The 19,994-nt window shown below is 64.8% G+C and carries 13 protein-coding genes and 1 tRNA gene; 5 read left to right on the top strand and 9 right to left on the bottom strand.

Going from position 1 to position 19,994, the window contains the following annotated elements:
- Positions 1-102 precede the first annotated feature (102 nt).
- From KYE46_RS11190 to KYE46_RS11170, 5 genes are all read right to left on the bottom strand, one after another.
- The gene (locus KYE46_RS11190; RefSeq protein ID WP_219000702.1) at positions 103-465 is read right to left on the bottom strand and encodes a DoxX family protein; all 363 of its coding nucleotides are present in this window, start codon (positions 463-465) and stop codon (positions 103-105) included.
- Entirely contained in the window at positions 458-691 is a 234-nt protein-coding gene (locus KYE46_RS11185; RefSeq protein ID WP_219000701.1) for a hypothetical protein, read from the bottom strand. Before KYE46_RS11185 ends, KYE46_RS11190 begins: the two co-directional genes overlap by 8 nt.
- Positions 684-3,488 (bottom strand): DNA gyrase subunit A, encoded by a 2,805-nt coding sequence (gyrA, locus tag KYE46_RS11180; RefSeq protein ID WP_219000700.1) that lies wholly within the window; start codon positions 3,486-3,488, stop codon positions 684-686. Before gyrA ends, KYE46_RS11185 begins: the two co-directional genes overlap by 8 nt.
- A gap of 130 nt (positions 3,489-3,618) precedes the next feature.
- Positions 3,619-4,101, bottom strand: coding sequence for a disulfide bond formation protein B (locus KYE46_RS11175; RefSeq protein WP_219000699.1), 483 nt, complete (start codon positions 4,099-4,101; stop codon positions 3,619-3,621).
- Positions 4,098-4,727: an exopolysaccharide biosynthesis protein gene (locus tag KYE46_RS11170; RefSeq protein WP_219000698.1), complete on the bottom strand. Its 630-nt coding sequence runs from the start codon at positions 4,725-4,727 to the stop codon at positions 4,098-4,100. Before KYE46_RS11170 ends, KYE46_RS11175 begins: the two co-directional genes overlap by 4 nt.
- A 168-nt stretch (positions 4,728-4,895) precedes the next feature.
- On the opposite strand from KYE46_RS11170, the gene KYE46_RS11165 reads away from it, so the two are divergent.
- Both KYE46_RS11165 and KYE46_RS11160 read left to right on the top strand, forming a co-directional pair.
- Positions 4,896-4,980 (top strand) — tRNA-Leu (locus tag KYE46_RS11165).
- 924 nt (positions 4,981-5,904) lie between these two features.
- The gene (locus KYE46_RS11160) at positions 5,905-12,219 is read left to right on the top strand and encodes a Hint domain-containing protein (protein ID WP_219000697.1); all 6,315 of its coding nucleotides are present in this window, start codon (positions 5,905-5,907) and stop codon (positions 12,217-12,219) included.
- 182 nt (positions 12,220-12,401) lie between these two features.
- On the opposite strand, the gene KYE46_RS11155 is transcribed toward KYE46_RS11160, so the two are convergent.
- From KYE46_RS11155 to KYE46_RS11140, 4 genes are all read right to left on the bottom strand, one after another.
- The gene (locus KYE46_RS11155; protein ID WP_219000696.1) at positions 12,402-12,980 is read right to left on the bottom strand and encodes a nucleotidyltransferase family protein; all 579 of its coding nucleotides are present in this window, start codon (positions 12,978-12,980) and stop codon (positions 12,402-12,404) included.
- Complete coding sequence (locus KYE46_RS11150) at positions 12,977-15,388, bottom strand: GcvT family protein (protein WP_219000695.1); 2,412 nt, start codon at positions 15,386-15,388, stop codon at positions 12,977-12,979. The genes KYE46_RS11155 and KYE46_RS11150 overlap by 4 nt, the downstream gene beginning before the upstream one ends.
- Positions 15,389-15,539: 151 nt before the next feature.
- The gene (gene aroB, locus KYE46_RS11145; protein ID WP_219000694.1) at positions 15,540-16,652 is read right to left on the bottom strand and encodes a 3-dehydroquinate synthase; all 1,113 of its coding nucleotides are present in this window, start codon (positions 16,650-16,652) and stop codon (positions 15,540-15,542) included.
- Positions 16,649-17,266, bottom strand: coding sequence for a shikimate kinase (locus tag KYE46_RS11140; protein ID WP_428845057.1), 618 nt, complete (start codon positions 17,264-17,266; stop codon positions 16,649-16,651). Before KYE46_RS11140 ends, aroB begins: the two co-directional genes overlap by 4 nt.
- Positions 17,267-17,353: 87 nt before the next feature.
- Between KYE46_RS11140 and KYE46_RS17550 the strand changes: the two genes are divergently transcribed.
- Genes KYE46_RS17550 through KYE46_RS11130 form a run of 3 tightly spaced genes read left to right on the top strand, consistent with a single transcriptional unit; the run spans position 17,354 to position 19,937 of the window.
- Positions 17,354-17,488, top strand: coding sequence for a hypothetical protein (locus KYE46_RS17550; protein ID WP_283095193.1), 135 nt, complete (start codon positions 17,354-17,356; stop codon positions 17,486-17,488).
- Complete coding sequence (locus KYE46_RS11135) at positions 17,478-19,004, top strand: hypothetical protein (RefSeq protein ID WP_219000693.1); 1,527 nt, start codon at positions 17,478-17,480, stop codon at positions 19,002-19,004. The genes KYE46_RS17550 and KYE46_RS11135 overlap by 11 nt, the downstream gene beginning before the upstream one ends.
- A gap of 3 nt (positions 19,005-19,007) precedes the next feature.
- Positions 19,008-19,937, top strand: a complete 930-nt coding sequence (locus KYE46_RS11130; protein WP_219000692.1) for a tyrosine recombinase — start codon at positions 19,008-19,010, stop codon at positions 19,935-19,937.
- Positions 19,938-19,994 lie beyond the last annotated feature (57 nt).

Here is a 19,994-nt window from a genome sequence, read left to right as displayed (position 1 = left end):
GTGAGGGCGAGTCGGGCGGTGCCTCAAGGACAAGCCGCGCGGGCGCGCGGTGCTGCGCATCCTTGACCCACCGCCCGACTCACTCGGGGTCGGCGAAGTGTGTCAGGGACGCAGGGCGAACCGACCGGGGCCGTGGGCCGCGAGCATCAGGAAGCCGCCGGCGATGGTCCAGTTCTTGAAGGCGATGGTGCTCTGCCAGGGGTCGTCCATGAGGATATGGAAGCCGCTGGTGAGGATGCAGTAGCCGGCGGCAAGGATCGCCAGCGGACGCGTCGCCACGCCGAGGGCAATGCCGATACCTGCGAAAGTTGTGAAGAGGCCTGAGGGCCAGAGCAACCAGGCGGGCAGGGATGCCAGCGCAAGGAGCGCTTGGGCGCCCTCGGGCGACATCAGTTTTTGAACGGTACCGGCGAGGAGCAAGGCTGCGAGCAGGAGCCTGCCCACAAGCGCCAGCGCGTCATTCACCGCGCGATTCCAGTGCGGCGGCGATGCGCTCCTGCGCGGTGGCCTGACGCTCGGCAGCGGCCAGTTGACGCTCCTGCATCGCGATCTGTCGGGTCTGGTTGGCCTCGATCTGCTCGTTGGTCTTCTGGAGCCGGCGCCCACGGGGGATGCCCACGATCAGCATGATCGCGAACATCCCGATCAGGGCGGTCATGGCCAGCGGCAGGAACACGCCGGGGTCAAACATCGTCGCCGGTGCCGTCGCTCGCGTCGTCTACCGCTGCGCCGCCGTCGCCGCCGATCACTTCGGCATCCTCGACCGCATCCTCGTCGCCCTGATCGGCGATGTAGGCCACCGAGACGATGTCCTCGCCCTTTGCCGTGTTGAAGACCTTCACGCCACCTGCGGAGCGCGAGCGGAAGGAGATGCCCTCGACGGGCACCCGGATGCTTTGGCCGGTGGAGGTGGCCAGCATGATCTGGTCGTCCAGCTCGACCGGGAAGCTTGCGACGAGGGTGCCGCCGCGCATCGCCTTGTCCATGGCACTGACGCCCTGGCCGCCGCGCCCGCGCACGGGGTAGTCGTGGCTCGAACTCAGCTTGCCTTGACCACCCGAGGTGATCGTCAGGATCAGGTCCTCGGCTGCGGACATCTCGGCGTAGCGCTCGGGCGAAAGCTCGCCCTCGGGCACCTCGTCCTCGTCGCTCTCGGTCTCTTCGGTGACACCGGCCATCAGGCGGCGCTGTTTGAGGTAGGCGGCGCGCTCGGAAGCCTCGGCTTCGAAGTGGCGGATGATCGACATCGAGACGACCTCGTCATCCTTGCCAAGGCGAATGCCCCGCACACCGGTGGAGGCGCGCGAGTTGAACACCCGCACCGCCGTCGCCGGGAAGCGGATCGCGCGGCCCTGTTTCGTGACCAGCATCACGTCATCGTCGTTCGAGGCGATGCGCGCGTTGATCAGGCGCCAGCCCTCGCTCTCGCCTTCGAATTTCATCGCGATCTTGCCGTTCCGCATGACATTGGCAAAATCGCTTAACGCGTTGCGGCGCACGGTGCCGCGGTCGGTGCAGAAGACCACCTGCAGCTCGTCCCAGTGATCCTCGTCGCGGTCCACCGGCATGATCGCGGCGATGCCGGTTCCGATCTCGATCGGCAGGATGTTGACAATGGCCTTGCCGCGCGAGGCGCGCGAGCCCGAGGGCAGGCGCCAGGTCTTGAACTTGTAGACCATGCCGTCGGTGGTGAAGAACAGCAGCGGCGTGTGGGTGTTGGCGACGAACATCGACGTGACCACGTCGTCATCCTTCATCGAGCCGCCAGAGACGCCCTTGCCGCCGCGCTTCTGGGCACGGAAATCGGCCAGCGGCGTGCGCTTGATGTAGCCGCCCTGGGTGATCGTCACCACCATGTCGGCGCGTTCGATCAGGTCCTCGTCGTCCATGTCGCCGGACCAGTCGACGATCTCGGTGCGGCGGTCGACGGCGAATTTCGCGCGCACTTCCGACAGCTCGTTCGAGATGATCTCGAGGATGCGCTCGCGCGAGGCGAGGATGGCGAGGTAGTCCTTGATCTTGCCGGCGAGTTCTTCCAGCTCGTCCGTCACTTCCTTCACGCCAAGTTGCGTCAGGCGTTGCAGGCGCAGCTCGAGAATGGCGCGGGCCTGGGTTTCGGACAGGTTGTAGGTGCCGTCCTCGTTGGCCTTGTGGGTCGGATCGTCGATCAGCTTGATGAACGGCAGGATTTCCTCGGCCGGCCATGCGCGCGTCATCAAGGCGGCGCGGGCCGCGGGGGCATCGGCGCTGGCGCGGATCGTGGCCACGACCTCATCGACGTTGGAGACCGCCACGGCCAAGCCGCAGAGCACATGGGCGCGGTCGCGGGCCTTGCGCAGCTCGAACGCCGTGCGGCGGGCCACGACCTCTTCGCGGAAGTCGAGGAAGGAGGTGAGGAAGGCGCGCAGGGTCAGCTGCTCGGGACGGCCGCCGTTCAGTGCCAGCATGTTGCAGCCGAAAGAGGTCTGCATCTGGGTGAAGCGGAACAGCTGGTTCAGCACCACCTCGGGCGTGGCGTCGCGTTTCAGCTCGACCACGACGCGGACACCGATCCGGTCACTTTCATCGGCGACGCCGGAGATCCCGTCGATCTTCTTGTCGCGCACCAACTCGGCGATCCGCTCGATCATGCTCGCCTTGTTCACCTGATAGGGAATCTCGTCGATGACGATGGCGTAGCGGTCCTTGCGGATTTCCTCGACCCGCGTCTTGGCGCGGATGATGACGCTGCCGCGACCCTCGAGATAAGCCTTTTGCGCGCCGGAGCGGCCAAGGATGATCCCGCCGGTGGGGAAATCCGGGGCCGGAACATATTGAATCAGTTCCTCCGACGACAGGTCCGGCTTCTCGATCAGCGCCTGACAGGCATCGATCACTTCGCCGAGGTTGTGGGGCGGGATATTGGTCGCCATGCCGACGGCAATGCCGCCCGCGCCGTTGACCAGCATGTTCGGGAAGCGCGCGGGCAGGACCGTGGGTTCCTGCTGCTTGCCGTCGTAGTTGTCCTGGAAGTCGACGGTGTCCTTGTCGATATCCTCCAGCAGGAAGGCGGCGGGCGCGTCCATGCGCACCTCGGTGTAGCGCATGGCGGCGGGGTTATCGCCGTCCATGGAGCCGAAGTTGCCTTGACCGTCGAGCAGCGGCAGCGACATGGAGAAATCCTGCGCCATCCGTACCAGCGCGTCGTAAATCGCGCCGTCGCCGTGGGGGTGATACTGACCCATGACGTCGCCGACCGGGCGCGCGGACTTGCGGTAGGCCTTCTCGTGGGTATTCCCGGTCTCGTGCATCGCGAAGAGGATGCGACGGTGCACGGGTTTCAGCCCGTCGCGCAGGTCGGGGATCGCGCGCGAGATGATCACCGACATCGCGTAGTCGAGGAACGAGGTCTTCATCTCCGCCGAAATATCGATCGAAGGGCCGCTGAATTCAGGCCGTTCAGGCAGAGTTTCCCCGCCGTTTTCAGGGGGTTCAGGAGTGTCGGTCATATGTCCGCCCGTTCGTCGTGTTATACGCTATATTTTGTTGAGCAGACTATAGCTTCCCCCGATATGGGGTGCAATGGCGCGATGAACCCTCTGCCGAGGGGAAAGCTCTCTGCCGGAACGGGAGCCACGTCTACGCGCGGGCGCGCGCCGCTGCGATCCAGACACCGGCGAGCACGAGGCAGAAGATGCCGTTCCAGCTTGCCATCGACAGGCCGAGGAAATGCCAGGCGGCCTCGTTGCAGAGCACGATCTGCGGGCCGGTTGTGGTGTCGAACAGGTCCTCGGTGGACAGGCTGCCCACGTCCTGCGCGGCGCCTGCGCCACAGACCTGCGGGCCGTCCCACCACGCGCGCTCGACGCCCGTGTGGAGAAGCGCGATGCCTGCATTCACCGCCATGCTCGCCGCGCCGATCCAGGCGATGACGGCACGGGGAAAGACGACGCCCACAAGCGCCAGACCAATGGCGATCCGGTGCGGCCAGCGTTGCCAAAGGCACATGGTGCAAGGCAGCAGGCCAACCCAGAACTGGAAGTAGAACGCCCCGAGCAGCAGGGCGAGGGATCCCAGACCCGCGAGGGCAATCAGGTTACGACGTGTGGCAAGATTGGTCATATTCCGAGCCATCCTCTGATCAGGCTTATCAATGTGGCGCCGGCAAAGATCAGCGAGGCGATCCAAGCCGTGCCAAGCAGCATCCCGAGCACGACAAGGATGCCGTCGCGTTGCAGCAGGCCCATGGAGATCGCCACCACGGCGATGCCGGGGACGGTGTTGGTGGCGGGCAGGGGGACGAGGATCGATGCGCTGAACAGCACCAGCGCCAGCCCTACGATCTGATCCAGCGGCGTGCGTGTCAGCGCGATCAGGCGCGGACGGCTGATGGCTTCGATCCGGCGCAGCCAGGGCCCGGCGCGCAGCGACAGGTTCGTCAGCGCCTCGGCGGGGATGACGCGACGGCCCAGACGCTCGGGCAGCCAAGGAGATTTGCGTCCAAGCAGGATCTGCGCCGAGATGAACATGAGTGGCAGGGCGACGATCTGCGGGATGCCGTAGAGAAAGGGAATGCAGCAGGGGAGCGCAAGGACGAGAAGGAAGAGGCCGAAGGCGCGCTCGTGAATTTGCGCCATGACCCAATCGAGGGTCACCGTTTCACCCCGGGCGGCCACGGCGCGTGCTTCCTCGGCCAATTGGCTGAGCCGCTGCGAGATCGCCAGGGCGTCATTGGATTGAGCCGTCATACGCTTGTCTCCGCTCGATGCGCGCGGTCTCCACGCCGTCGCTCGAAACCGCTTAACCCAACTCTGCCGCGCTCACCAGTCTGCGAGGGCAGGGCACTCGCAGATTTGATGGCGTTCTGCATTAGCACTGGACGAGGTTCACCGGCTTCGCTAATCAGCCCGGCAAGGGCCCGAGTGGCGGAATTGGTAGACGCAGGGGATTCAAAATCCCCCGCCGCGAGGCTTGTCGGTTCGAGTCCGACCTCGGGTACCAGCCCTTCCGAAAACTGACGCAAGCACGCGTGTGCGACGCCGTGCGTGTCCGTTCTTTCCGGTTTCAATCCGGGGTGTCACCGCCGTGATCTGCGGTCCTCGCAACCGTTCCCGGACACTCGGCGAAATGTGGCAGAGCGCCGCGTCCGATCGGTCGCAATGTGGCAACAATGGGGCAGCCTGTGAGGTGGTTCGAGCCACCTCGTCAGACGCTCCGATCGGCCACCCCACTGATTCGTATCAAAATTTAGGCAAACCGGTGATCTCGAAGAAAGGACCTGTCTAAAAGGTCAGGTTTTGCCCGAGGGCTTGATCACGGAACGGCAACACATTGTTTCCGTTAGGTTGATGAACGTTTGTTGCGGGATGCTGAACAGTAATCCGCCTATCGGACGATGCGGTGAGAACCCGTCCGCCGCACGACGCTGCGGCAACACGTGATTGGGCCAAGAAATTAAGGATTTCTGGAATGTGGCAATTTTATGATCTCGAAACAATCCGGCCCTGATTTAGCCCCAACCTTCGTCGCGCTTGCCCGATTCTGACCCAAATGTTGACGTGATCGGTCAAATTTTTGCTTCTCCTGCGGCGCTGGTTCGGAGTATCTCCAAGGCAGCCCAACTGGGGGGCGATGTCTGCAAATAGGCCACGGGGGCGGCCGCACACGAATGCTGCGCGCAAGCGCGGGAGGGGTGTTGCCGTTGAAGTACCGGTCAGCAAAGGCCGGATTGGCAATCGGTACGTCTAGCGTCCTTCAGGGCGCCGGGTTCGCCTGTCGAGAACTGCCTCTCGACACTCTCCTTCCAATTGGATTTTTCGTGTGCGTGCCGCCCTTTGGGTCGCTCAGCATCGCATGCAGTTGAATATATTTTTCCCCGCTTGAGCGGGGAGGTCCGGCGTTCGGCCGGCAACAGGAGAGTGCGAGATGACGAATTTCACTGACCCGGCAAATCTGGATCAATTGATCGGACTTTGGGACTTCCGCGAAGGCAACGAGACGGCTGACACGGGACTGGATGACGGCATCGCGCAGGACGGGGAGACGGTGAACTATCCCCCCGATGGCTCCAACGCGCAGGCGGCGAGCTTCGGTGGCGGCTATCTCCACGTTGGCAGCGGCAGCAACAGCAACCCGACTGTCTTCGATGTGAACGCCGACGGCAGCAGCGCCGCCGACGACGAACAATTCAACCTCGATCGCGGCACCCTGGAGGTCCAGTTCATCCAGACAGAACAATCGGGTAGCTCCGAGGACGTGATCCTTTCGCGCGGCGAGGAGAAGATCGAAGAGGACGACGAAGGCTTCTTCGAGATCCGCGTCACGAAATACGGCGAGGTCGAAGCCTACCACAATACGAACAAGGGCGACGCCGAGGTCGAACTCTCGACCAGCAAGGAATTCTTCTGCCCCGGCGATGTGGTCAACGTGAAGTACAGCTTCGACGTGGCCACGGGCGCGACTCTGACGGTGTCGAACGTGACCGCGGGCACGACCGAGACGATCACGGTCGAAGAGTCGGGCCTGACCTTCGATCTGACCGACAACGACGACGAGGAATTCACCTTCGGCGCGCGCGAGTCCGAAGACGGTGAATACGACAAGGAATTCCAGGGCAAGATCGATTACGTCGCGCTCTACACGACCGAGGGCGGCGCATCGGGCCCTGACGGTCCGGACGGCATCGTCGACGGCGAGGAATTCGGCGAGGTCATGATGCCGGGTTACGACGACGCCAACGCACCGACCGACAATGGCGGCGACATGATCGACGGCGACGACGGGCTCGACGACGTGATCATGGGCAATGGCGGCGATGACAACATCCACGCGGGCCTCGGCGACGACACGGTCTTCGGCGGCGCGGACGACGACACGATCTCCGGAGATCAGGGCGATGATCTGATCATCGGCGACGGCACGGCCGGCGCCCCTGTCTCCATGGTGCGCGAGAGCTTCGAGTGGGACAAGGCGCCCGATCCCAACGGGCCGGGCGCCATCGAGGACGGCGATCCGATCACCGGTTTCACCCAGAACACCGGCAACGTCGACGTGGCCTTCTCGATCGTGATGGCTGACGGTTCCGTTGACAGCGAATTCGCCGACAACAAGCAGCACGTCGATGACATCATGGATGATGGATCCGACGTCGATGAATACAGCTCGCTGTCGAGCGAGGCCGAGTACAAGGGCGACCGCGAGGCCTATCAGCTCGAGTTTTCGGACCCGGTCCAGAACGTCTCGTTCCGCGTCAACGACATCGACGGCGACGGCGTGGTGAAATTCACCGCCTATCTTGATGGCGAGCCGGTCGAATTCCAGCTGGAAGGCGGCAAGGAGCTGACGCTGCTGGATACCGACGGCGTGGCCGGCGTGGACACCGCGGATTCCGACGGTGGCTACAAGGACGACGATTCCGACTACTACTCGGTGCTGGTTACGATCCCGGGCCCAGTCGATCGCATCGTCATTGACCACAGCCAGGACGGCTACAACGACAGCGGCATCAACGTCACGGACGTCTACTTCGACGCGCCCGAGGGCGAAGAAGTGCCCTTCGGCGACGACAGCCTGCTCGGCAGCGTTGGCGACGACACGATCTACGGCGACAACGGAGACCAAGTTACCGGAGGCGACCGCTTCCCCGATTGGCCGCAGGATATCTCCAACGTCGTGTTCTACTTCGACACCGACAACGACGGCACCTACGACGTGGCCGTGAAGGTCGACGGTTTCCCGGATGAAGGCTCTGACAAGTTCATCAGCAACGATCTGGATGATTACTACGACCAGATGCTGGCATTCGTGACGGCGTCCGACCCGGCGCTCGAAGGGCTCGACCCGGTTCTGGGCGTGTCGATCAAGGGCGGCACGGAAGAGACGCAGTTCTATGCCGTCGACGGCAACAGCAATGGTCCGCTGCCCGATCCCGGCCCGACGCTCAACACCGGCTCCGGCACGGAAGAGCTGAAGTACGATTATTTCTTCAAGGAATATGATCCGACGATCCCACCCTCCGGTCCGGCGCAGGGCGGCGGAGACGACACGCTGATCGGCGGTGAAGGGGATGACAACCTCTATGGCGAAGGCGGCGATGACAGCATCGTGGCTGGCGCGGGCGACACTGTCGTGGGCGGCTCCGGCGACGACAAGATCGTGGTCGACGCCGATGAGATCGACGGCGCAGGCACCAAGACCGGCGCGATCGACGTCGACGGCTCCACCGAGGGCACCGACAACGATACGCTCGACCTCACCGATTTCGTGTCCTACCGCAATCTGAGCGAGACCGTTGACCCGGATGGCGACTCCACGTCCGGCTCTGTCGAGGTGGAGAACGGCGATGGCGATTGGGTCGATGTGACCTTCGCCGAGATCGAGAACCTTATTCTGCCGCCTGAGTACAACGCCGATCCCGACGCGGTGGATGATAACATCCCGGTGGACGAGGACGAGTCCGTCACCTTCAACCCGCTGTCCAACGATAGCGATCCGGACGGCGATACGCTGACGATCACCGAGATCTCCGATCCGGCGAACGGCACGCTGACCGACAACGGTGACGGCACCTATACCTATGAGCCTGATGAGAACTACAACGGGCCTGACAGTGTGACCTACACGGTCTCTGACGGGAACGGGAACTTCGACACGGCGACGATCACCTTCACCGTGGCACCGGTCAACGATGATCCGGACGCGGTGAACGACTCCGACTCCACCGATTTCGAGACCGAGGTCCAGATCAACCTGCTGGCCAATGACAGCGACGTGGACGGCGACAGCCTGACCGTGACCAGCGCAACGGTTCCGCCGAGCCAAGGCTCGCTGACCGAGGTGAGCAACGGCGTCTACACCTTCAAGCCCGCGGACGGGTTCGAGGGCACGGCGACGGTGTCCTACACGATCTCGGACGGCATGGGCGGCAGCGACAGCGCCGTGCACACCATTGAAGTGGGCGCGGATCCCACGCCGCCCGACGGCATCGTTGACGGCGAAGACTTCGCCGAGGACATGGGCCCGGGCTATGACGATGCGAACGATCCGACAGATGGCGGCGGCGACCAGATCGATGGCGACGACGGCGATGACGACGTGATCGAAGGCAACGGCGGTGACGACACGATCAACGCGGGCCAAGGCTCTGACACCGTTTCGGGCGGCACCGGCGATGACAGCATCATGGGCGGCGCATCGGACGATGGCGACGACCTGAGCGGCGACGACGGCGACGACACGCTGAAAGGCGAAGGCGGCGACGACACCCTCGACGGGGGTGACGGAGACGATTCCATCGAAGGCGGCACCGGCGATGACACCATCACAGGTGGTGACGGCTCGGATGACGTGGTCGGCGGGGACGGCGACGATGTCATCAACACCGGCGGTTCGGACCCGGCGACGGATCTGGCAACGCCCGACATCCCGCCCTTCATCGTCGGCGCGCCCGGCGATGCCGATCCCGACGACGACAAGGACACCGTCGACGGCGGGGCTGGTGACGACACGATCTCGACCGGTGACGACGCCGACATGATCTTCGGCGGCACCGGTGAGGACGTCATCGACGGCGGCATCGACGCCGATACCATCGACGGTGGTGCGGACAACGACTCCATCATCGGCGGCGAAGGCTCGGACTCGATCCTTGGTGGTGGCGGCGACGACACCATCTACGGCGGGCTCGACAGCACGGCGCCGGACGTCCTGAACGTGGCGGATGACGGTTTCAATTCGCCCATCGGTCCCGATCCCGTCGACAACAATGGCGACGATTACATTGAGGGCGGTCAGGGCAATGACCTGATCTTCGGTCAGGATGACAATGACACAATCCTGGGCGGCACCGGCGATGACACCATCGACGGCGGCGTGGATGACGACAGCATCCTCGGCGGTCAGGGCGATGACGAGATCGAAGGCGGCCACGGCCAGGACTTCATCCAGGGCAACAACGACAATGACCTGATCTCGGGCGGTCGCGGCTCCGATACGCTGGAAGGCAATGCGGGCGATGACACGATCATCGGCGGCGCGGGCGACAGCATCATCGGTGGCGGAGATGCCGACAGCATCGTGATCGACCAATACGAAGTGGACGAGAACGGTGACAATGACACCGCGATCTACGTCGACGGCAGCACCTTCGGCACCGATGTCGATACCCTCGACCTCACCGGCTTCGTCTCCTACCGCAACCTCGTGGAAACCGTCGACGCCGACGGCGACAGCACCTCGGGTACTGTGGAAGTGAAAAACGACGAGGCCGAGTGGGTTCCCGTGACCTTCAAGGAGATCGAGAACCTGATGCTGCCGCCGAAGGCCCCCGACATGGTGGTCGACGGTGAGGAGTTCGGCGAGGTCATGAACCCCGGCTACGACGACGCCAACGCGCCCACCGATGGCGGCGGTGACCAGATCGACGGCACCGACGGCGACAACGACAGCATCCGTGGCAATGGCGGTGATGACACCATCAACGCTGGCGAAGGCAACGACACCGTGGACGGTGGCGCCGACGACGACAGCATCCGCGGCGGCAATGGCGATGATATCGTCATGGGCGGCGAGGGCGACGACACCGTGCGGGGCGAAGATGGCGATGACACCGTCTCGGGCGGCGCGGGCAAAGACTCGGTCACCGGTGGCAAGGGTGATGACGATCTGAGCGGTGGTGCAGGTGACGACAGCCTCACCGGCGGCTCGGGCGACGACACCATCGATGGCGGTGAAGGCGACGACACCATCACCGGCTCCAGCGGCGCTGACAGCATCACCGACATGGATGGCAACAACGAGATCAACTCGGACAATCCAGGCTCGTTCTTCCCTGACCTCGGCACGCCGATCGGCACGCCCGGGACCGGCTTCGACGTCGTCGCACCCGACCCCGATCCCGACAACAACAAGGACACCATCACCACCGGTGCCGGAGACGACACGATTAACTCGGGCGACGACGCCGATCTGATCGATGCCGGAGACGGGGACAACGTGGTCGACGGCGGCTCCGATCGGGACACCATCACCACGGGCGCGGGCGACGATAGCATCACCGGCGGCGAGGGCGATGACCTGATCAATGCGGGCGATGGTGACGACACCATCGACGGTGGCACCGGCATCCCGGCGGTGAACTTCATCGATGAGCCGAACGAGGGCTTCCATCCTGATCCCATCCTCGACAACGGTGACGACACGATCAACGCCGGCGCCGGTGACGACGTGGTCAACGGTGAGGACGACAACGACCTGATCGATGGCGGCACCGGCGACGACACGCTGGACGGTGGCATCGACGACGACACCATCATGGGTGGCGACGGCGAAGACGTGATCATCGGCGGGCAGGGGGCGGACAGCCTCGACGGTGGTCTCGGAGACGATGTCTTCAACGTGGGCACCTTCACCGATCCCAACGGCTCGGGCGACTATGTCGAAGGCGCGGGCGATACCATTGTCGGCGGCGAAGATCCCGGCGACGGCGATGTCGACACGCTCGACCTGACCGGGGCGGGCTCGCTCAAGGTGGTCTACGAGGACAGCATCGATCCGCTCGGCACGCCGGGTGAATCGGGCACGGTGATCTTCTACACCGACAACACCCAGACCGAAGAGGCGGGCCGGCTCGAGTTCAAGGAAATCGAGAACGTCATTCCCTGCTTCACGCCGGGCACGATGATCGCCACACCTCGGGGCGAAGTCCCCGTGGAAGGCCTGCGCGAAGGCGACAAGGTCATCACCCGCGACAACGGCATCCAGGAGATCCGTTGGACCGGCAACCGGACCTTGAACCGGCAGGAACTGGCGGAAGGCAACAACCTCAAGCCGATCCTGATCAAAGCCGGATCGCTTGGACGCAACCTGCCCGAGCGGGACATGCTGGTCAGCCCGCAACACCGCGTGCTGGTCACCGGCGAGACACCGCAACTCTACTTCGAGGAGAGCGAGGTTCTCGTCGCCGCCAAGCATCTGGTGGGCAAGCAAGGCGTGAGCGTCATGGAGACGATGCGCACGACCTACATCCACTTCATGTTCGACCGTCATGAAGTGGTGCTCTCGGACGGCGCCTGGACGGAGAGCTTCCAACCCGGCGATCAGTCACTGGGCGCGATGGGCGAGGCGACACGCGACGAGATCATCGCGCTGTTCCCCGAGCTGGCGACCGAAGGTGGCTTGACCGACTACGCGGCCGCGCGCCGCTCGCTAAAGGCTCATGAGGCAAAATTGTTGCGTCTCTGACGGGCCTGAGGGGCCGCGCGTCGCTCGCACCGCGCGCGGTCCTGCCGAAACTGCAGCCATCATGGGGCGCGCGTGTGTGTTGCGCGCTCCATCGTGAGTACCAAGACAGTGTCAGTAACGAGTATCGCGGGCGACCTCAGGGGCTGAGGTCGTCCGTTTTTTTCTTGCTGGAAGCGGCGCAGCTAGCGTTGCGCCCGCCAAGCGGCCCAGGCCTCGGGCGTGTCGAGATCCACGGTGGCGCGCGCGTCCTTGAGCGGGATCAGCGCCACGTTATGGGCGTGAGCGGCAAGGATCGAGCGCGCGCCCTCATCGCCTTCCAGCTTCTCTAGCATCTTGAGATATTTCGCCGCGAAGACGACGGGCTGCCCCGGTGTGCCATCAGCGCTCGCGGCGCGCACGATAGGGGCGACGCCCTGCGCGTGTAGGCCGAGCAGAAGATGCAGATCGCCCGCCGTTATCTCGGGCATGTCGGCGAGCGCGATCATCACGGGACGGTTCTTCACCCCGGACACACCTGCGCGGATCGAGGCGGCCATGCCATCGTCGTCCGTAGCCTCGACAATATCGACATCGACCCCTTCCAAGGCGGCGCGCCGGTCGGGCTGGTCGGGCCCAAGAACCACACGCGTGTCGCCTGCCTTCACGCAGCGCTCTGCCATCAGGCGCAGCAGCGGCTTGTCCTCCACGTTCTCCATCAGCTTGTCGCCGCCCCGCATCCGGGTGGAACTGCCGGCCGCAAGCAGGATGATCAAACCACTCATCCGCGCATCCGGGTGTTGTCCGCATCATAGATCGGCGTGGTGATCAGACGGGCGGGGCGCATGTGGCCGAGGATCTCGATCTCGACCTCCAGCCCGTCGGTCGCCTTGTCGCGCGGCACGAAACCGAGCGCGATGGATTTTGACGTGGTGTGGGAATAGCCGCCGGAGGTGCAGAAACCCACGACCTCTCCGTCGATGGAAATCGGCTCGTAGGCCACCACGTCGGCGTCATCTGCATCGACCTCGAAGGCCGCAAGTACGCGGTCGGGCGGTGAGGCCCGGTCGGCTTCCGCCGCGGCGCGTCCGATGAAATCCACGTTCTTTTTCCACGAGATGAAGCGGTCCAGCCCGGTTTCCGCCGGGGTATAATCAGGCGAGAATTCCCGCATCCACGACCCGAAGAACTTGTCGAGCCTGAGCGACATCATCGCGCGCATCCCGAAAGGCCGCATCCCGAAATGCTGTCCCGCGGTCCAGAGCACCTCCCACAGGGCGCGCTGCTCCATCGCGTCGACGTAGATCTCGTAACCGAGATCGCCTGTATAGCTGACCCGCTGCACGATGGCGGTGGAAAAGCCGATGGGAAGCTCGCGCACATCCATGAACTTCATGTCGCTCACATCGAGGCGGGTGACAGCCTGTAGCACGTCGCGGGCGTTGGGCCCCGCGATCTGAAACCCGGTGCGGCGGTCCGAGACGTTGGTCAGGCTCACGCCCTCATCCGCCGCGTTCTGCTCGAACCAGCGCATGTGGTAGTCCTGCGCCCCGTAGGACCCGGTCAGCTGGAAGCGATCCTCGGCAAGGCAGGAGACGGTGAAGTCGCCAATGATCCGGCCCTTGGGTGAGAGCATCGGGGTGAGGGCGAGACGCCCGGGGGCGGGAATGCGGCCTGCCATGATCCGGTCGAGCCACGCCCGCGCGCCGGGGCCGGTGACTTCGTATTTGCCGAAGTTCTGCACCTCGTTGATGCCCACGGCCTCACGCACCGCCTTCACCTCGCGTGCCGTCGCCTCCCAAGCATTTGAGCGGCGGAAGGAGGGCACCTCGTAGCGCGGCTCGTCGCCTTCGGCAAAGTAATTGGGCACCTCCAGCCCGAATTGCTGGCCCCAGACCGCGCCCATGGCATCGAAGGCGTCGTACATCGGCGTGGTGCGGAAGGGACGTGCGGCGGGGAGTTCCTCGTTCGGATAGACCACCGAGAAGCGCGTCTGGTAATTCTCGACAACCTTGGGCAGCGTGTAGGCCGGGGTCAGGATGCGGCCGAAGCGGGCGACGTCCATCGCCATGACGTCACGCTCGGCCTCGCCCTCGACCATCCATTGCGCCAGCGACAAGCCGACGCCGCCGCCCTGGCTGAAGCCCGCCATGACGCCGCAGGCCGACCAGTAGTTGCGCAGGCCCGGCACCGGACCGACGAGGGGGTTGCCGTCGGGGGCGAAGGTGAAGGGGCCGTGGACGACGGACTTGATGCCGGCGCGCTCCAGCACCGGGAACCTGCGGAAGGCGAAGGCGATGGAATCCTCGATCTTGTCGAAGTCATCGGGCAGCAACTCATGGCCGAAATCCCACGGCGTGCCATCGACGGACCAGGGGCGGCAGGGCTTCTCGTAGAAGCCGATGCAGAGCCCGCGTCCTTCCTGTCGCAGGTAGCTTTCGCCCGCCGGATCCATGACGTGGGGATGCTCGCTGTCGCGCTCGTAGATCTCGGGCGTCTCCTCGGTGACGAGATACTGGTGCTCCATCGGGTGCAGCGGCAGGTAGCAGCCCGCCATGGCCGCCACTTCACGCGCCCAAAGCCCCGCCGCGTTGATCAGGTGCTCCGCGATCAGCGTGCCCTTGTCAGTCACGATCTCCCACGATCCATCCACACGAGCGTTGGTTTCCAAAACCTTGGTATGGGTATGGATTTCCGCCCCGCCCATGCGCGCGGCCTTGGCATATGCATAGGTCGTCCCGGAGGGGTCCAGATGCCCGTCGAGCGGGTCGTAGAGCCCGCCGAGGATGCCGTCGATATTGGTGATCGGCGCGAGCTTCGCGATCTCCTCTGGTGAGACAATTTCCGTCTCCAACCCCATGAACCGGTGCTTGGCGCGCTCGGCCTTCAGCATGTCCAGCCGTTCGGGCGTGTCGGCAAGGGTGACACCACCCACGTGGTGCAGGCCGCAGGAAAGCCCCGTCAGCTCCTCCAACTCGCGATAGAGGCGGATCGTGTAGCCCTGAAGCGCCGCCATGTTGGTGTCGCCGTTGAGCGTGTGAAAGCCCCCCGCCGCGTGCCAGGTGGAGCCGGAGGTGAGCTCGGAGCGCTCCAGCAGGGTGACGTCCGACCAGCCAAGCTTGGTCAGGTGGTAGGCCACCGAGCAGCCGACGACGCCACCGCCGATGATGCAGACATGGGTATGGGATTTCATGGCAAGGCCTCCTGTTGATCTCGGCCATCTGAGGGCAGGGGGCATGGCCCGGCAAGTCTGATTGCGACATTGACGTGTCTGCCGCAGACGGACCCGCGTGTAGGCGCGTCGGGATGAGTTGTATTGGCCAAGATGAAGCAGGAGCCGCGTTTTACCGTCGGGCGAGGGCGTCCTGCAGCAAGGTGGTGACGGCTTCCGGGGGCACATCGCCGGTCACAAAAGCATCGCCGATCGCGCGGGCGAGAATGAAGCGGAGTTGGCCCGCGACCACCTTCTTGTCCTGTCCCATGAGGGTGACGAGGGCCTCTGCGCTCGGCAACTCGCCGGGAATGTCGTGGAGGTCCTTCTTCATCCCCATCGCCGCGAGGTGAGCGCGCACGCGAGACGGCGCCTCTTGCGCGCAGAGGCCAAGGCGGGCGGAAAGCTCGAAGGCGAGCGCGCAGCCGATTGCGACACCTTCGCCGTGGAGCAGCCGGTCGGAGTAGCCGGTCGCGGCTTCCAAGGCGTGGCAGAAGGTATGTCCAAGGTTGAGTAGCGCGCGGTCGCCTTGCTCGGTCTCGTCGCGGGCCACGATATCAGCCTTCATCTGCACCGAGCGGCGCACGGCCTCTTGCCGGAGTGCGCTGTCACCGGCGGCCATGGCAGGGCCGTTTTCCTCGAGCCATTCGAAGAAGGTGGCATCACCGAGCAGCCCGTATTTCGAGACCTCCCCGTAGCCCGCGAGGAAATCGCGCGGCTGAAGGGTGCCGAGCACGTCGATATCGGCCAGAACTAGCGCGGGCTGGTGAAACGCACCGATGAGGTTCTTGCCCTGCGGCGCGTTGATCCCGGTCTTGCCGCCGACGGAACTGTCGACCTGAGCCAGAAGCGAGGTGGGGATCTGCACGAAGCGGATGCCGCGGCGGTGAATCGCGGCGGCGAATCCCACGAGGTCTCCGATGACGCCGCCACCGAACGCGATGACGATATCGTTGCGCTCGACCCGTTCGGTCAGCAGCCAATCGGCGATCCGTTGCAGATGCGGCCAGGATTTGGTGCTTTCCCCCGGCGGCAGGACCAGCGCTTCCGAGACGAGGTCGGCTGCGGCGAGCCCCTCGCGAAGGGTGGCGAGGTGAAGGGCTGCAACGGTCTCCTCGGTGACGATCCAGACCTTCGGGCGCGCCAGGAGGGGCGCGATGTGCGCACCGGCGGCACCAAGCAGGCCCGAGCCGATTTCGACGGTATAGGAGCGGTCGCCCAGATGGACGGGCACGGTCTCGATCATCGGGATGTCGTCTCCAATAGCGTGCCGTTACTGCGGAGGATTTCGAGCACCTTGTCCGCGGTCGCGTCGATTGACCATTCGGGGCGGACCGTCACCTTGTCGGGCGCCAAGGCGTATGCGGGCGTGCGGGCCTTGAGCAGTTCCGCCAGCGTGGCGCGCGGGTCATCGGTGTGCAGCAGCGGGCGATGGGTCTTGTGTTTGACCCGCGACCACAAGAGCGGCAGATCAGCCTCCAGCCAGACCACGGAGGCCTGCTCAAGAAGCATCTCGCGGTTGGCGGGCGAGAGCCATGCGCCGCCGCCGGTGGACAGGATGCAGGGCGGGCCGTCCAGCAGCCGCGCGATGACCTGACCTTCCTTTTCGCGAAAGAAGGGCTCTCCATAGCGCTCGAATATTTCGGCAATCGTCAGCTGCGAGGATTCCACGATCTCCACGTCCGAGTCGCGCATCGGCACGCCGAGCGTGGCCGAAAGCGCACGCCCGATGGCGGTCTTTCCGGCCCCCATCATGCCAATAAGCACAACGCTTCTGGCCAGTTCTCCCGCAGGCTGTGGCACGCTTTCGCCCATGGCTGAAAAAAATCCCCCGATCAGTGGCGAAATCTCGCCGTCCATGGCTTATATGATGTCGCAAGCGGCGGCAAACGCCGATGGCATCCCGACAGAGGGTTGCAGGAATTTCGCAGGGGCAGGTGGCACATAATGGGTCGGATCATCATCTTGGTTCTGGTTTTACTTCTTCTCGGCGCGGTGGCGCTGGTGGGATATGCCTACTCGGGGCTGATGCAGCCTGACGTGCAGACGGTCACGCAACCGGTTGATCTGGATGTGGATTAACGGCGTTAACCTCTTCGCCGGCGCCTGCCTTCTGGCGAGCGTGGCTGTCGCGCAAGACAGCGAGACCGGGGATCTGCCGCCCCTAGGCGAACCTGACTGGCTTTCCGACACGATCACGCGCCCCCACGCCAATATCGCCAGTGACGCGTCGGTTCCGGCGATTTCCGTGCTGCCTCTGGATGCCGTGCAACTGGACGCCGTGGGCCTTTTGCCGAGCACGATAACCGGGCTCCCGGCAGGGCTTTGGGGCGCCTCGGACATCGAGACATTGGCCGAGTTGATGCGCGGGCAGCCGGTGCAGGGCCTGCCCGCGATGCAGAGCTTCACGCAAATGCTGGCGCTAGCGGAACTAGATGCACCCCTAGGCGCCCCGGCGGAGGGCTCGGAGTTGTTCCTTGCCCGGCTCGACATGCTGCTGACGCGCGGCGCGCTGGATCCGGCCCAAGCCCTGATGGAGCGGGCAGGGCCCACGGACCCTGCCGTCTTCCGGCGCTGGTTCGATGTCTCGCTTCTGACCGACCGGGCCTCGCGCGCCTGCGCCGCGATGAACGCAAATCCCGACATTGCCCCGACACTTCCGGCACAGATATTCTGTCTGGCCCGCGGCGGCGACTGGCCCGCGGCGGTCCTGCTGTTGGAAACCGGAGAGGCCCTGGGCCAGATCAGCGAGGATGAGGGAGACCTGATTGCCCGGTTCCTCGATCCGGAACTGGCCGAGGGTCAGCCGCCCCTGCCACCGGACAGCAACCTGACAGCGTTGGAATTCCAGATGCGCATGGCCTTGGCCGAGCGCCCCGATGCAACCGGCCTGCCGTTGGCTTTCGTCCACGCTGATCTCAGCGTCCTTGCCGGCTGGCGTGCGCAACTGGACGCGGCCGAAAGGCTCACCCGCTCGGGCGCCATTGCCCCGCAACAATGGCTCGCGATCTATACCGCTCAGGCTCCCTCGGCCTCCGGCGCGGTCTGGGACCGGGTTGCCGCCGTTCAGGCCTTCGATGCGGCGCTCCTGGCGGGAGATGCGGTGGAGACAAGCAACCGGCTGGTGCCCGCATGGGAGGCCATGGGCGGCGCGGGTCTGCAGGTGGCCTTCGCCGATATCTACGCCGACCGCCTTCTGCGCACGCCTCTGACGGGCGAAGCGAGCATTCTGGCGCGCCGCGTGGGCCTGCTGTCGCCGATCTACGAGGAAGTCGCCCAAAGCGCCGAGGCCCAGGACGCGGAAGAGAGTTTTGCCTTCGCCATCGCCCGCGGCCTGCCGCCCGAGGCGCCGACGGATCCGTCGCCAACCTACCTGGCCCTCGCAAGCGCTTTCGCGGACCCGCTGCCGCCCCATCGCTACAGTCACTACCGGCGTGAGAACCGGCTTGGAGAGGCGCTCTTGCGCGCAGCGCAGGTCCTCGGTTCCGGCACGGCAGACGCCGATGACACCGCGGATGCGCTGGTGCTCTTTCGCTCGGTCGGGCTGGAGGATGTCGCCCGCCGGACCGCGCTTCAACTCCTGCTGATGGAGCGTTGAGCCATGGCCGCCCCTGGTGCCGCGCCTGCAACCGACGCTGACTGGATCGCCCTCTACCTCGATGCGGCCGCCGCCGAACAGGGCGCCGCGCGCAACACCTTGCTCGCCTATGGGCGCGACCTGCGCGATGCGATGGGAGCCCTGGCCAAAGGCGGGGGCTTCGCCAGCGCCGACCGCGCCGCGCTGGAGGCCTATCTCGTGGGTCTCGATGCGCAGGGCCTCGCCGCGGCCACGCGCGCGCGCCGGCTGTCGTCACTGAAGCAATTGTATCGTTTCGCCCATGAAGAGGGCTGGCGCGCCGACAATCCGACGCTCCAGATCATCGGCCCCGCGCGGGTGCGCAAGCTCCCCGGCACCTTGTCCATGGCAGAGGTCGATGCGCTGCTGGAGGCCGCCCCCGCCCATGGCCGCACGGAGGCGGAGCGTTTGCGCAACCAGTGCCTGATGCAGATCCTCTACGCCACCGGTCTCCGCGTGACCGAACTTGTCTCGCTTCCCGTCTCCGCCCTGCGCGGCGATCCGAACATGTTGCTGGTCCTGGGCAAGGGCGGTAAGGAGCGGATGGTGCCGCTCTCGCCACCAGCACGCGCCGCCATCGCGGCGTGGCTCACCCACCTCGACGCGCAGGAAGAGACAGAGGCCCAAAGCCCCTTCGCCTTTCCATCCCGTGGCAAATCCGGACACCTCACGCGGGTGCGTTTCTTCACCCTGATCAAGGAGTTGGCTACGAAAGCCGGCATCGATCCAGCCGGCGTCACGCCCCATACCCTGCGCCACGCCTTTGCCACCCATCTTCTGCAGAACGGCGCCGATCTGCGGGCGATCCAGACCCTTCTGGGGCACGCGGATATCGCCACGACCGAGATCTACACCCACATCCTCGACGAGCGCCTGCGCCAACTCGTCCTCGAAAAGCACCCGCTCGCGCGCTAGCGCTCCCCCCGCGCTTCATCTTTTCTTAAATACGGAAATCCCCACGCCGCCCCGCAC

The sequence above is a fragment of the Gymnodinialimonas ceratoperidinii genome (assembly GCF_019297855.1).
Taxonomy (GTDB): Bacteria; Pseudomonadota; Alphaproteobacteria; order Rhodobacterales; family Rhodobacteraceae; genus Gymnodinialimonas; species Gymnodinialimonas ceratoperidinii.
Note: the sequence above shows the minus strand (reverse complement) of the source record. Positions and strands in the feature narration are given on the sequence as shown.